We start from the raw sequence: 14,826 nt of genomic DNA, 5'->3' as shown, positions 1-14,826 counted from the left end.
CGCTTTTTTATTACGTGTTTTTAGCGTTGATGCTCGGTAGCACTTGCATCTGCCATGAGGTTTTCCAGCTCATCCTGAAGCTCAAATAGTTCAGGCTCAACGTTATCTAGCACGCAATCACTTTTAAGTGAGGTTTCTATGGTTTCTGCCAGTGATTTAAGCTTAGGCACACCGGTATAACAGCACGCGCCATGGAATTTGTGGATAACACTTAATACCGTTTGGCAATCGTTTTGCTCAATAGCTTCGTTGAGCTGCGAGAGCGTCTCTGGCACACTTTGTAATAGCATATTGAGCATTTCCAGCGCCAGCTCACCTTTACCCCCTGCGCGTTGTAGCGCAAGCGACCAATCTAAGCAGTTACTTTCAAATGGAGCTGGGCTTTGTGACGTTACACTTTTTATTTTGTCGCGGCTTACGGGCGATTGCGGACTATGATCGCAAATAATTTGGCTCAGCATGTCCTCATCAATAGGCTTAGTTAAATAGCCTTTAAAGCCATCTTTTAATAGCTGCTCTTTTTCACTGTGCAGTGCATGCGCGGTTACCGCAATAATAGGTGTGTCTTCGTTTAAAGAAGACTCTTTAATAAGTTTACACGCGGTAATGCCATCCATAATCGGCATTTGTATGTCCATAAATATAACATCGTACTTATGGCTTTTACTTAAACTGTAGGCTTGTGAGCCATTGTAGGCCGTATCTATAAATTCAACTTGCTCTTTTAACAAGGTGCAAATTAGTTTTAAGTTTGCATCGTTGTCATCTACCACCAGTACTTTTAATGGCAATAATGTTTGATCGCTTGGCTCAATATTTAAGGTAGGATGATCAAGGCGATAAGGCGCAGCCAGTACTTCACATAATTTACGGTGATTAAGCGGCTTACTTAAGCACGCATCGGCACCGCTACCAATAAACGCTTCGCGCATATTATGCGATACAGTATTGAGCATAAGGTATAAATAATCGCACGACTCGCGGACCATATTCACATAGCTCTTAAGTCGCTGCATATCATCTACCGATGCCATATCTCCAATAATACAAATATCGTATTTAAACATTTTATGTTTGATGGCGTCTAAAAACGCTGCTTCATTAAAACAGGCGGTTACAACCGCTTCCCACTCGTTTAATACAGAAAGCACAGAGTGGTGCGTATGCTCGTGTGGCTCTAGGTATAATATGCGTTTACCAATAAGTGATTTAGAAGGTAAGTCGTTACTAAAGGTATGATCAGGCAACCTAAACACACCATTAAAGGTAAAACAGGTGCCGCTTCCCGGGGCTGAATTTAGCGTTATTCGGCCATTCATAGCCTCTACAATGTGTTTGGTAATAATGAGACCTAAACCAGTGCCGCCAAATTTACGGGTAATGGATGAATCTGCTTGGCCAAATGCAGTAAATAACGCATCTTGCTTATCCATTGGAATACCCACACCGGTATCGGTTACTGATACTAAAATAGAGGCGCGGTCTTCATCTAATAAGCGGTAGCTTATATCAACTTTTATAGAGCCTTTTTCAGTAAACTTAATGGCATTACTTAACAAGTTAATAAGAACTTGTTTAAGGCGAGTGGGGTCACCGGTTAAATCATCAGGCACTTGTGGGTTGATATAAATAGATAGCTCAAGTTGTTTTTCATGCGCCGAGGGAGCTAATAATGTCATAACCTCGTTTACGCTATCGCGTAGTTGAAACTGGATTGATTCAAGCTCCATTGCGCCTGCTTCAAGTTTAGAAAAATCTAAAATATCGCTAATAATCGTCAATAAGCTATTGGCAGAAAGTTCTATGGTATCGAGGTAGTCTTTTTGATGTTTATTTAAAGGTGTTTTATACAATTGGCGCGTAAAGCCAATAACCCCATTAAGCGGGGTGCGTAGCTCGTGACTCATCTTGGCTAAAAAGTCGGACTTAACGCGGTTAGCATCTTGCGCCTCTTTTTTGGCCATGGTTAGCTGAATATTTGAGGTTTCGTATTGCTCTAGGGTTTCGCGGTAATCACTCGTGGCTTGATCAATATTTTTCTGCATTTCGTCTTTTTGCATAACCATAGTGTGGGCAATGGTATTAAGCCCTTCACGCAAAAGTTCAAATTCGCCCATCATGGTGTCGTTTAAACCCGTGTCTCTTTTACCTTCAACTAGTTTGTCGGTGGCAAGTACTAACTTATTAAGCGGGTTCATAAACATACGGCTAAGCTTAAGCGCTAAAATAGATGCCAATATTATTGAAAATAAAATAACAATGCCGCTAATTAAAACCGCTCGCTGCTGGCCTATAATCGCTTGGTCTTTATTAAGTTGTAAAATAACGGTGCCAAGCGGGGTTTGAAAATCATTAATATCCCATTTTGATACCGGCGCAGAGTGATTAAAAATTGGAGTATAGAACGTGATTAACTCTTCTGATTTATTAATTTTTGTTGTGTGAAGATTTTCAATTTGTTCTTTTTGAGTTAGTTCATCAAACGAGCGATGATAGTTGCTGGTCATAATAAGCTGATTGCTGGTATCAAAAATAGCAATCGATTTAATGGTTGGGGAGTGCTTATTGTGTGTGTAACTAATCAGACGGTTGAGCAGCTTTTTATTTTTTTCAAGTAAAGGCTGCTCTAAAGCAATTGCTAAGGGTTCAGATATTGAGCTGCCTTGCTGATATAAAATTTCATCAAGCTCAATGTAACGATTTATTGTAAAATAGCCGCCAAGTAACAAACCAATGATCACTGTGGGGATCAAGGTTAAGGTTAAAACAGAATCACGTAAGCCTAATTTGGTCATAATGGAAGCGTTATTATCATTATTAGTATGGATCGAGTATATACGGTTCATCGGCTATTCTCAAAGCATCTGATTTGCTTATACGTAATACAAAATTTAAGGTAATGCCGCATGGCGCAAATTTTTAAAGCAAAGAAAAAACCACTTAAACAGCAAACACTCACACTTAATATTACGGCCATGGATCATCAAGGGCGGGGCGTTGCCAAACACAATAATAAAGTGTGCTTTGTAAGCGGCGCTTTAATGAATGAAAAAGTAACGGCAACCCTAATAGAAGATAAAGCCAAATACAGTAGTGCAAAGCTGGTTAAGGTTATTAATCCAAGCGATGCACGCACGCAGCCTTTTTGTCAGCATTATAATCACTGTGGTGGTTGCCAGTTGCAGCACCTAGAAATAAATCAGCAAGTGGCTGAAAAGCAAAATGCAGTGACGCAATTGTTTCAAAAATTTGCCAAATTAAGCGACTTAAATTGGCAAGCGCCTCTTTTAAGTAAGCCCACTCATTACAGACGCAGTGCCCGTATTGCCGTAATGTATGATAAAGCCGCTAAAAAAGTGCGAGTTGGGTATCGTGCGCCTAGCTCTAAAAATGTGATTAGTATTGAGCAATGTGATGTGCTTAGTAAGGCATTTACTAACGTATTTAGTATTTTTGAAACGCTTATTAATCAATACAAAGCGCTACACAGTATAAGTCATTTGCAGTTGTGCCAAAACGAAGCTGGGAACTTTATTGTTATTCGCCATACTAAAGCGATACCAGATGAAGCCAAAAGCTACGTACAAGAAGCGGCAAACGCACAGCAGTGGTTAATTACCTGGCAAGACAACAGCGATGTTATAGAGCAGGCTCATTTGCCTACGCCGTATTATTTTTTAGAAAAGTTTAAATTAAAATTTGAATTTGGCCTTGGTAATTTTATTCAAGTAAATGATGAAGTTAACCAAGCTATGTTAGCTCAGTCGGTAAATTGGCTTAACTTGCAAGGAAACGAGCAAGTATTGGATTTATTTTGTGGTATTGGTAACTTTTCATTAGTGCTAGCCCAGCATGCTAAATCGGTTATTGGAGTAGAAGGGGTTGCATCGGCGGTTGCAATGGCGACGCAAAATGCGCAAACTAACTCTATCACTAATGCGCACTTTCATTGTTTTGATTTAACGCAAAAAATTGAAACAGCACAATGGTTTAATAAGGCGCTAGACGTATTAGTATTAGACCCTTCTCGCACAGGTGCTATGGCTGTTTTAGAGCAACTACCTTTAAAGCAGTTTAAAACCATTTTATACGTCTCTTGCGATCCTGTTACTTTAGCCCGTGACAGTGCAATTATTTCGCAAGCAGGCTTTGAAGTTACTAAAATTGGGCTAATGAATATGTTTCCACATACAGGACACATAGAAACAATGGCGTTATTTCAACGGAGGTAAAGCGTTTTATGGTCGCTACACGTCAATCACATCAACAGGACGACACAGGTGACTTTGCTACTAGCCTAAAACAGTTAGCGTTATCGCAAGAGAAAATAACGCTACTAAACAAAGCGCAAGCATTGTGTGTTACATGTGACAACCAAGCACGGCAAAACACGGCCATAGAAATGGTCGAGATTTTAGCCGAGCTAAATTTAGATGCAGAATCTCTCGCAACCGCGTATCTCACGCATTACTACTTAAATGACTTAGTAGACCTTGAAACCGTAGAAGCACAACTTGGCAAAAATGTAGCCATGCTTTTAACTGGGGTTGCGCAAATGGCTGCTATTAGTACTTTATCGCACCAAGGTAAAGGCACTATGCAGGTAGATAACATTCGTAAAATGTTACTTACCATGGTTGAAGATGTGCGCGCTGTGGTGATTAAACTTGCTGAGCAAGTGTGCCATTTACGCAATGTAAAAAATGGCGATGAAGAAGAGCGTGTTATTGCCGCTAAAGAAACCGCAGATATTTTTGCCCCGTTAGCAAACAGGTTAGGTATAGGCCAGCTTAAGTGGGAACTAGAAGATTTATCGTTTAGGTATTTACACCCCGACACCTATAAAAGCATTGCTAAACAACTTGATGACAAACGCCTTGCCCGTGAAGCCTATATGGAAGATATGGTTGCGCAAGTAAAAGCTCGCTTAAGCGAAGCCGGTATTGAGGCGCAAGTGTATGGCCGCCCTAAGCACATTTACAGCATTTATAAAAAAATGCAGCAAAAAAACTACGAGTTTGATCAGCTGTTTGATATTAGAGCAATGCGAATTGTTGTAGAGCGCCTGCAAGATTGTTACGGCGCGCTAGGTATTGTGCACACTAATTGGCGCCACCTTAATAAAGAGTTTGACGACTACGTTGCTACACCTAAACAAAATGGCTATCAATCAATTCATACCGTGGTATTTGGCCCTGAAGGGAAAACCGTTGAAATACAAATACGCACCAGCGAAATGCACCAAGATGCAGAGCTAGGCGTAGCCGCGCACTGGATGTATAAAGAAGGCGCTTTACCTGGGCGTGGCTCAGGCTATGAGCAAAAAATTAGCTGGTTGCGCAAATTACTACAATGGCAAGAAGAAGTGGTTGATGGGGGCGATTTAGCCGAAGAGCTTAAAAACCAAGTTGTAGAAGACCGCGTTTATATATTTACCCCAAGCGGTGATATTATCGATTTACCTGTTGGCGCTACACCGCTTGATTTTGCTTACTACATTCACTCAAATGTAGGGCACCGCTGTATAGGGGCTAAAGTATTTGGCAAAATAGTGCCGTTTACACATCAGCTATCAACGGGCGATCAGGTAGAAATTCTCACGCAAAAGCAGCCTAATCCAAGCCGCGATTGGCTAAATCCATCGCTTGGTTATATTAAATCGTCGCGTGCAAGGGCTAAAATCCATCATTGGTTTAAACAGCTCGACCGCGATAAAAACTTAAGCGCCGGTAAAGAGATTCTTGATAACGAACTGCAAAAGCTAGATTTAACCTACAAAGATTTAGACCCAGCTATTAAGCGCTTTAATTTTAAAGAACTAGATGACTTAATGGTTGCCATAGGTGCCGGCGATGTTCGCTTAAACCAAATGCTTAACTTTGTCAGTGATCGTACCGAAGAAGAACCCGTTATTCGTTTTAAAGCGCCAAGTAAAGTAACTGGCGATAAAAACGGCATTGTGGTGGATGGTGTAGGCAGCTTAATGAGCCACGTTGCTAAGTGTTGTCGCCCAGTACCTGGCGATAAAATAATTGGCTATATTACACAAGGCCGTGGCATTGGGGTACACCGCGAAGATTGCGATTCATTTAACAACTTAAAAGAGCAACACCCAGAGCGTGTTATATCGGTTAGTTGGTCAGATGAAATAAACGGCTCTTATGCGCTAAGTATAAAAATAGAAGCAAGCGATCGCTCAGGTTTAATTCGCGATATTAGCTCTGTACTGGCTAACGAAAAAGTAAATGTGATCAACATGAACGTTAATACTGTTGGGGCTGATCAGTTAGCGGTATTTACTATGCAAATAGAAGTGCATGACCTATCGGGCACAAACCGGGTTTTGTCTAAACTGCATCAAATTGAAGGTGTGCACAGTGCCAAGCGAAACCAATAAAATGGCAAACAGTAACGCCCTTGAGCAACTCCTCGATATTATGGCGTTGCTTCGCGATCCTACCGACGGTTGCCCGTGGGATCGCAAGCAAAACTTTAAATCGATTGTTCCGCACACGCTAGAAGAAGCCTTTGAAGTGGCCGACTGCATAGAGTCGGGAAATTTAAACGAGCTTAAAAATGAGCTGGGTGATTTACTGTTTCAAATCGTTTTTTACGCACAACTTGCCAAAGAGCAGGAGCTATTTGATTTTAACGACGTGGTTAGTGAGCTAAATAGTAAACTTACCCGCCGTCACCCCCATGTTTTTACCACTAAGCAAGCATTAACCGACGAGCAATTAGCAAAGCAATGGCAAGCAATTAAAACACAAGAGCGTGCTGCAAAAGTACAGCCAAGCAAAGCCTCACTTTGGCAAGATATACCCACCAATATGCCAAGCCTAACTAAAGCTAAAAAAATTCAGCAGCGTGTTGCCGCACTTGGTTTTGATTGGCCAAGCTACCACGGGGCACTTGATAAAGTAAGTGAAGAAGTACTTGAAGTAAAAGAAGCGCTTGAGCACGACCCTTCATCCGATCATACAGCAGAAGAAATAGGCGACTTATTATTTGCCACAGTAAATGTGGCTCGCCATGTTAAACGCGACCCAGAGCAACTACTCAGACAAGCCAACGATAAGTTCTCGGCGCGCTTTGAAAAAGTGCAAGGTTATTTAATTGCAAAAGGTAAAAGTTTAGAGCGCGCAACGCTTGACGAAATGGAAGAAGCATGGGAAGCCATTAAAAAAGCGAAATAAGATTAGCTCAGTACAACCTAATGTTAATCAACGAACATTTTTTGTGCGTCTAAACGCTATTTTTAGCTGGATTGCTCAACGCTGTTTTGGTACAATTTCGCCCCGTCTTGATGATATACCCAGAGTCTCTTTCTCGGGTGTTATATTCCTTTTAATTCCTGATATTCTAGGGTTCGCATGAGTACAAAATTTATCTTCGTTACTGGCGGGGTTGTTTCTTCGTTGGGTAAAGGTATTGCAGCAGCGTCATTGGCAGCTATTTTAGAGGCCCGCGGTTTAGATGTTACCATTTTAAAGCTGGATCCTTACATAAACGTTGACCCAGGCACAATGAGCCCAATTCAACACGGTGAAGTATACGTTACAGAAGACGGCGCCGAAACGGATCTTGATTTAGGTCACTACGAGCGTTTTATTCGCACCAAAATGACCAGCCGCAACAACTTCACACAAGGGCGAGTGTACGAAGATGTACTACGTCGAGAGCGCCGTGGTGAATACTTAGGTGCAACCATTCAGGTTATTCCACACATCACAAATGACATTAAGCAACGTGTATACGACGGTGCTGAAGGTCATGATATTGCGATTGTAGAAATTGGTGGCACAGTAGGTGATATTGAATCACAACCATTTATTGAAGCAATTCGTCAGTTAGGTACAGAAATTGGCCGCGAACGCGCGCTATTTATTCACCTAACGCTAGTGCCATTCTTAGGCCCTGCAGGCGAAGTAAAAACTAAACCAACACAGCACTCAGTTAAAGAGTTACGCTCTGTAGGTATTCAGCCAGATATTCTTATTTGTCGCTCAGACCGTAAATTGCCTAACAACGAACGTGCAAAAATTGCATTGTTCACAAACGTTGAAGAAAAAGCGGTTATTTCGCTTCCTGACGTAGACAGCATTTACAAAATTCCTGCACTATTAAAATCACAAGAGCTAGATAACTTTGTATGTCGTCGTTTCCACCTTGACGCACCAGAAGCTGATTTAGTTGAATGGGAACAAGTACTTTATCAAGAGTCTAACCCGACTGGCGAAGTAACGATTGGTATGGTTGGTAAGTACATTGAACTACCAGATGCATACAAATCAGTTAACGAAGCACTTAAGCATGCAGGTCTTAAAAACCGTTTAACCATTAATATTGAATACGTTGACTCGCAAGACTTAGAAAGCAAAGGGGTAGAACTGCTTTCTCATCTAGACGCTATTTTAGTACCAGGTGGTTTTGGCGGCCGTGGTGTTGAAGGTAAAATTTTAGCTGCTAAGTATGCCCGTGAAAACAAAGTACCTTACCTAGGCATTTGTTTAGGTATGCAAGTAGCGCTTATTGAATATGCACGTAATGTTGCAGGTTTAACCGACGCTAACTCAACTGAGTTTAATATTCACTCAAAAGCGCCAGTAGTGGGCTTAATTACCGAGTGGTTAGATGCTGAGGGTAACATTGAAATACGTGATGAAAAATCTGATTTAGGTGGCACCATGCGTTTAGGCGCACAAAAATGTCACTTAACGCCGGGTTCTAAGGTGCACGAAGTGTACGGCAATACAGAAATTATTGAACGTCACCGTCATCGCTACGAAGTAAACAACAACTTTGTAGAGCAATTAGAGCAAGCAGGCTTAAGCTTTACCGGTTTATCAGAAGATAAAAAACTAGTAGAGATCATCGAAAATAAAGATCACCCATGGTTTATTGCCGCGCAATTCCACCCGGAATTTACGTCAACACCACGTGATGGTCACCCGTTATTTGAAGGGTTTGTAGCAGCTGCTCATACTCATCAAAAAACGTCTTCGTAATTAAAAAAAGCCGTGCATATTGCACGGCTTTTTTGTCTAAAGGGCTGACTAAAAGATATAAAACGTAGTAAAGTTAGCTGAACTCACCATTTTGGGAATATAGAGGAATCAAGATGTCAGAAATCGTAAAAGTAATTGGTCGCGAAATTATGGACTCGCGTGGTAACCCTACTGTTGAAGCTGATGTATATTTAGCTGATGGTTCTTGGGGCCGCGCTGCCGCTCCTTCAGGTGCATCAACAGGTACTCGCGAAGCACTAGAGCTACGTGATGGTGACAAAGCCCGTTACTTAGGTAAAGGCGTATTAAACGCAGTTGGTTTTATTAACAACGAAATTGCGGATGCGCTAAAAGGCCAAAATGCATTAGAGCAAAGTGCTGTAGATAAAGTAATGCTAGATTTAGATGGCACCGAAAATAAAGAAAAACTAGGTGCAAATGCTATTTTAGCGGTATCACTAGCAACCGCAAAAGCCGCTGCACAATTTAAAAAAGTTGAGCTTTACGAGCACATCGCAGACTTAAACGGTACATCAGGTGTTTACTCAATGCCGTTACCTATGATGAACATCATCAACGGTGGTGAGCATGCAGATAACTCTGTAGATATTCAAGAATTTATGATCCAACCTGTTGGCGCTGAAAACTTCCGCGAAGGCCTACGTATGGGCGCTGAAGTATTCCACAGCCTTGCTAAAGTATTAAAAGCAGACGGCCACTCTACAGCGGTAGGTGATGAAGGTGGTTTTGCACCAAATCTTGCATCAAACGAAGCGGCACTTGCTGCTATTAAAACAGCTGTAGCAAACGCAGGTTACGAGCTAGGTAAAGATATTACACTGGCTATGGACTGTGCTGCATCTGAGTTTTACGACAAAGAAGCAAACATTTACGATCTGAAAGGTGAAGGCAAAAAATTCACTTCAGAAGAGTTTAACTACTTCTTAAAAGATTTAACTGAGCAATACCCAATTGTGTCTATTGAAGATGGCTTAGATGAGTCAGATTGGGATGGCTTTGCACACCAAACTAAATTAATGGGCGATAAAATCCAATTAGTTGGCGATGATTTATTCGTAACTAACACTAAGATTTTAAAACGCGGTATTGATAACGGTATTGCTAACTCAATCCTAATTAAATTTAACCAAATTGGTTCACTAACTGAAACGTTAGCAGCAATCAAAATGGCTAAAGATGCAGGCTTTACAGTTGTTATTTCACACCGTTCTGGCGAAACAGAAGATGCAACTATTGCAGATTTAGCGGTAGGTACTGCTGCAGGCCAAATTAAAACAGGTTCATTGAGCCGTTCTGACCGTGTTGCTAAGTACAACCAACTTCTTCGCATTGAAGAAGCGCTAGGTTCTAAAGCACCTTACAACGGTCTTAAAGAAGTTAAAGGTCAGTAATTCTATTTTATATAGAATCTTATTTTTAATTTTAGATAATAAAATCCTCGCTAATGCGGGGATTTTTTATGCCTGATAATTTATCAAAGAGATGAGAATGCTTTGTAGGCGTTAATCTTACTGACGCGCACTCAGTGCGAAAAGAGGGTACAAGAAAAGCGAAAACTCTTTATTTAAACCTCAAATTATTTTATTAAAAAAGGTGAAATATCTTGTAGGAGTTAAGCTCGCTGACACGCGCAAGTAGTGCGAAACAGGATTTGCTTAACTCATAATATTTTCTGCACAGCTCAGAGCTGAAATTGCTGCTTCAATATTTCACCTGTAAAACTGGTTTTTAAATAAAAACCACGCGGTAAGGTTTTTATTGTTTGCCCATTTGGACCAATAGCATCGGTAACTACTTTGCTATTAGCGGCTTTAGGCCTAATTTGTATAGCATCCCCTAAATGGCCCGATATTTCATCAACTCGCCCAAGCGCTATTAACTCCATTTGTTCTTCCCAGTCTCGTTGTAGCAACGCATCTTGCTCAGGCGTAGGCTGCCATAAAAAGCCACTGCCTATGGTTCTATCAAAAGGCGCAATATCGCGCTCACTCAATATAGGCAGCCATAAAACATGATTGAGTTTTTTACGCACAGCGCTTGTATGCCACGTCATGCCGGTTACGTTTATAAGGGGGGTAACCGACACAAAAGTGGTTTCTAAGGGTTTTCCTTTATACGAAATAGGCAGTGTTTTTAATTCAATGCCTAAATCTTCAAAGTCGGGGAGGGGTTTTGAGCCTGCAGTAGCGCCTAACACGTATTCAATAAGTTGCCCGGTCCAGCCTTTTTCACGTAATAGGTCGTCAGGGGTTTTAAAGCTGTATTGAGAGGCTAATTGCCCTAATGTTAAACCAGCAATAGCGTTTACGCGTTGCATTAAGTCATTAATTGAATGGGGTTTTGTTGGTCGCATGCTACTCATTTACCTTGAATAATTAACAGCGCCATGATAGCAAAACCCCCGTAAGGTGGATATCTTTGCTTTTGGTTGTTTTTTATACGCACTGTGTTTGGCGTAATTTTGCTCACCCCAAAAAGTCACAGTTTAACTGTAAGTGACTGACTAGCTTTAATATTTTCAATTAACTCATTCAGCTTTAATTAAGTTAGTAAATTCTATATGGGATAAATACAACTATATAAACATGTTTATCCACAGAATCTGTGGAGAAAGCGAGTTTTTAGATCTGCTATTGTGGACTTGTTTGCAAAATAGCCTTGTTTATCAAAAGTTATACACAAGCTGTGAGTAAATAGCACGAAACATAATAATCAAGGCATAGCTTAGCTTTTTTTGCTAAAAGTTGCGTGAATTAAGGGTTATTTTATCCTTGTAATTACTCAGTGCTCATTTAAGGTTAAGTCGTTATGCACAGCGTAAATAGTAAACGTGCGATTAGGGCCTGATGACTTTGGGGATAATAGTGTTTGCCGAATTGCAGCTAATGTGGAACAATCATTAAAAATCGACTTACAAATGAGGCACTAAGGTGATTGATGCCGAAGGTTTTCGTGCCAATGTCGGAATTGTAATTTGCAATAATCAGGGGCAGGTTTTTTGGGCTCGACGTTACGGTCAACATTCTTGGCAATTTCCCCAAGGCGGTGTTGATGACGGAGAAACACCCGAACAAACCATGTACCGTGAATTACACGAAGAAGTAGGTTTGCGACCAGAAGATGTAGAAATAGTTGCAAGCTCAAAACATTGGTTACGCTATAAATTACCCAAGCGATTAATTCGCCGCGACTCTAGTCCGGTGTGTATTGGGCAAAAACAAAAATGGTTTTTATTAAAACTGCGTTGCAAAGATGAAGATGTAAACTTGCTTAAAACACATCATCCCGAGTTTGATGATTGGCGCTGGGTGAGTTATTGGTACCCAGTAAGGCAAGTGGTATCGTTTAAACGCGATGTATACAGACGGGTGATGAAAGAGTTTGCACCGTTTGCAATGCCTTTTAATAAAAGAGAACATCATAAAGAACAGTGGCGACACAAAAGGTAGTAGCATAATTATAAAATAAGGAGCAGGTAATGCTGGCAACACTTAGAACTATTGCTGAGTCTGTTTCGCAACAAGCGAATTTAGACAGTGCCTTAGTGTGCTTTGTGAAAATGGTTAAAGAGGCCATGAAAACCCAGTGCTGCTCTATTTATTTTGCCGACTACAGCCAAGATAACTTTGTACTTATGGCAACCGAAGGCCTTAACCCCGACGCCGTAGGTAAGTTTAGAATTGGTTTTACCGAAGGGCTTGTGGGTTTAGTGGCCCAGCGTGAAGAGCCTATTAATATTGCTTTTGCAAAATCTCATCCGCGTTTTAAGCTCTCCCCCGAAGTAAACGAAGAAGGTTACAATGCCTTTTTGTCTGTACCTGTGGTGCATCAAAAAAAGGTATTGGGCGTTATTGTTGTACAACAAAAAATGGCGCGGGTTTTTAGCCAAGACGAAGAGTCGTTTTTAATTACCCTTTCAGCGCAGCTAGCCTCGCAACTTGCGCATGCTGAAATAAAAGAGCTTTTACGCCAAGACGAATCATCACACCAAACCTCAGTGCTCAAAGGGGTGTCGAGTGCGCCAGGTATTGGGATTGGCCAAGCCTTTGTGGTACTGCCTAAGCTTGATTTTAAATCTATAGAGCTAAAAAAAGATCCCGATAGCGCCGAGCAGCGCCGTTTGTTTACACAAGCCGTTGCTGCCACCCGCAAAGAATTTAATACCCTGTCTATGACCTTGAGTGACTCAATCCCACGTGAAGCACTCGCGGTATTTGATGTATACCAACAATTACTTGATGCGAAAAGTTTAGGCCACAATGTTGAGGTACAGTTACAAGAGGGCTGGTGCGCAAAAAGCGCCTTAAAAATTGTTATTGAGCGGCTTATTTCGCAGTTTAATGCCATGCAAGACCCCTACATAAAAGAGCGCGCAGTTGATGTAAAAGACATAGGTTTAAGGGTATTACACCACCTTGTAAACACAGAGCACGCAGTAAAAGATTACCCACCCAATACCATATTAATTGCGAATACCTTAACGCCCGCCATGCTGGCTGAAGTACCTAACGGGCATTTAGCCGGTGTAGTGAGTGTGAATGGCTCAGCCAATAGCCATGCCTCTATATTAACCCGAGCGATGGGAATACCGGCTATTTGGGGTATTGAAGATTTACCCTTATTGCAATTTGATGCTAAACCAATGATTTTAGATGCCTTTGCAGGGCGTTTATATATTTCTCCTTCGCAAGTGTTACTCGATGAATACGCACAGCTAAAGCACCAAGATAAACTACTCAATAACCGCTTTTTAGCAGAGCAAAGTGCACAGTCGGTTACCTTAGATGGTGAGCAAATAAATTTAATGCTAAATGCAGGGCTTGAGCTTAATACTGAGCAAAGCAGTGCGCATATTTGCGATGGGGTAGGGCTTTATCGTACCGAAGCATGGTTTATGCAAAAGGGGCAATTTCCATCGCAAGCTGAGCAAGAAAACTGGTATAGGGAGGTGCTAAAAAGTTACCAGCCAGCGCCAGTGGTTATGCGAACCCTAGATATTGGTGGCGATAAAGTTTTAGATTACTTTAATATTACCGAAGAAAATCCCTTTTTAGGGTGGCGCGGCATACGCATAAGCCTTGACCACCCAGAGCTGTTTTTAGATCAGCTCAAAGCTATGTTAAAAGCAAACATGGGCTTAGGTAATTTAAAAATAATGCTGCCTATGATCAGCGGTACAGAAGAGGTAGACGAAGCGCTCGCGTTATTTGAACAAGCTTATTTTGAACTGGCAGAAAAACACCCAGAGCAAAACTTGGAGCGCCCAGAAGTGGGCATTATGCTTGAAGTACCCTCAAGTATATTTATGCTCGACGAGTGGGCTAAAAAAGTAGATTTTTGCTCAGTAGGCAGTAACGATTTAACGCAATACTTACTTGCTGTCGATAGAGCAAATGCGCGCGTGGCTCAGTTATTTAACCCATATCACCCCGGTGTGTTAAGGGTATTAAATAAAGTAGCGAATGAATGTAATAAACACTGTTTACCCTTTAGTTTATGTGGCGAGCTAGGCGGCGAGCCAGAGGGCGCTATTTTACTCATTGCCATGGGTTATAGGCATTTAAGTATGAACATGTCGTCGTTAACTAAAGTAAAGTGGATTTTAAGGCGCTTAAATATTAACGATATGCAGCAATTACTCGCAGAGTGCTTAGTGCAATCGAACGCTAAACAGGTACTGCGCTTAACGCGCAATTTTATGATTGAACACCAATTAGGCGATCTGTTTTATACCGCCAAATAATGCAGCGCTTAAAGATGCTATTAACTTTATAATCCTTTAATATAGGCGCACGAA

Annotated in this window: 9 protein-coding genes; 7 read left to right on the top strand and 2 right to left on the bottom strand. The window is 41.3% G+C overall.

The window, feature by feature from the left end; all coding sequences use genetic code 11:
- Positions 1–20: 20 nt before the first annotated feature.
- Complete coding sequence (barA, locus tag PSH50_RS05090) at positions 21–2,795, bottom strand: two-component sensor histidine kinase BarA (protein WP_024033078.1); 2,775 nt, start codon at positions 2,793–2,795, stop codon at positions 21–23.
- A 111-nt stretch (positions 2,796–2,906) separates the two neighbouring features.
- Between barA and rlmD the strand changes: the two genes are divergently transcribed.
- From rlmD to eno, 5 genes are all read left to right on the top strand, one after another.
- Positions 2,907–4,232, top strand: a complete 1,326-nt coding sequence (gene rlmD, locus PSH50_RS05085) for a 23S rRNA (uracil(1939)-C(5))-methyltransferase RlmD (protein ID WP_273587473.1) — start codon at positions 2,907–2,909, stop codon at positions 4,230–4,232.
- 8 nt (positions 4,233–4,240) lie between these two features.
- Complete coding sequence (gene relA, locus PSH50_RS05080; RefSeq protein ID WP_024033076.1) at positions 4,241–6,397, top strand: GTP diphosphokinase; 2,157 nt, start codon at positions 4,241–4,243, stop codon at positions 6,395–6,397.
- Between the two features lies 1 nt (position 6,398).
- Positions 6,399–7,196 (top strand): nucleoside triphosphate pyrophosphohydrolase, encoded by a 798-nt coding sequence (mazG, locus tag PSH50_RS05075; RefSeq protein WP_273609441.1) that lies wholly within the window; start codon positions 6,399–6,401, stop codon positions 7,194–7,196.
- Between the two features lie 177 nt (positions 7,197–7,373).
- Positions 7,374–9,008, top strand: coding sequence for a CTP synthase (locus PSH50_RS05070; protein WP_004586236.1), 1,635 nt, complete (start codon positions 7,374–7,376; stop codon positions 9,006–9,008).
- Positions 9,009–9,121: 113 nt separating this feature from the next.
- On the top strand, positions 9,122–10,420 hold the full coding sequence (gene eno / locus PSH50_RS05065; RefSeq protein ID WP_273609343.1) for a phosphopyruvate hydratase: 1,299 nt from the start codon (positions 9,122–9,124) through the stop codon (positions 10,418–10,420).
- Between the two features lie 290 nt (positions 10,421–10,710).
- Here eno and mutH read toward each other — a convergent pair whose 3' ends face one another.
- Complete coding sequence (gene mutH / locus PSH50_RS05060; protein ID WP_248462370.1) at positions 10,711–11,382, bottom strand: DNA mismatch repair endonuclease MutH; 672 nt, start codon at positions 11,380–11,382, stop codon at positions 10,711–10,713.
- A 577-nt stretch (positions 11,383–11,959) separates the two neighbouring features.
- Between mutH and rppH the strand changes: the two genes are divergently transcribed.
- Complete coding sequence (rppH, locus tag PSH50_RS05055; protein ID WP_004586239.1) at positions 11,960–12,478, top strand: RNA pyrophosphohydrolase; 519 nt, start codon at positions 11,960–11,962, stop codon at positions 12,476–12,478.
- Between the two features lie 29 nt (positions 12,479–12,507).
- Entirely contained in the window at positions 12,508–14,772 is a 2,265-nt protein-coding gene (gene ptsP / locus PSH50_RS05050) for a phosphoenolpyruvate--protein phosphotransferase (protein WP_273609342.1), read from the top strand.
- Positions 14,773–14,826 lie beyond the last annotated feature (54 nt).

This window comes from Pseudoalteromonas sp. Angola-7 (assembly GCF_028599255.1).
Taxonomy (GTDB): Bacteria; Pseudomonadota; Gammaproteobacteria; order Enterobacterales; family Alteromonadaceae; genus Pseudoalteromonas; species Pseudoalteromonas atlantica.
This window is presented reverse-complemented; position numbering and strand designations above follow the sequence as displayed.

What these genes read in the sequence shown, in the direction of transcription:
- barA (WP_024033078.1), bottom strand. Translation starts at nt 2,795, where the DNA reads ATGACCAAATTAGGCTTACGTGATTCTGTTTTAACCTTAACCTTGATC.
- rlmD (WP_273587473.1), top strand. Translation starts at nt 2,907, where the DNA reads ATGGCGCAAATTTTTAAAGCAAAGAAAAAACCACTTAAACAGCAAACA.
- relA (WP_024033076.1), top strand. Translation starts at nt 4,241, where the DNA reads ATGGTCGCTACACGTCAATCACATCAACAGGACGACACAGGTGACTTT.
- mazG (WP_273609441.1), top strand. Translation starts at nt 6,399, where the DNA reads ATGGCAAACAGTAACGCCCTTGAGCAACTCCTCGATATTATGGCGTTG.
- PSH50_RS05070 (WP_004586236.1), top strand. Translation starts at nt 7,374, where the DNA reads ATGAGTACAAAATTTATCTTCGTTACTGGCGGGGTTGTTTCTTCGTTG.
- eno (WP_273609343.1), top strand. Translation starts at nt 9,122, where the DNA reads ATGTCAGAAATCGTAAAAGTAATTGGTCGCGAAATTATGGACTCGCGT.
- mutH (WP_248462370.1), bottom strand. Translation starts at nt 11,382, where the DNA reads ATGCGACCAACAAAACCCCATTCAATTAATGACTTAATGCAACGCGTA.
- ptsP (WP_273609342.1), top strand. Translation starts at nt 12,508, where the DNA reads ATGCTGGCAACACTTAGAACTATTGCTGAGTCTGTTTCGCAACAAGCG.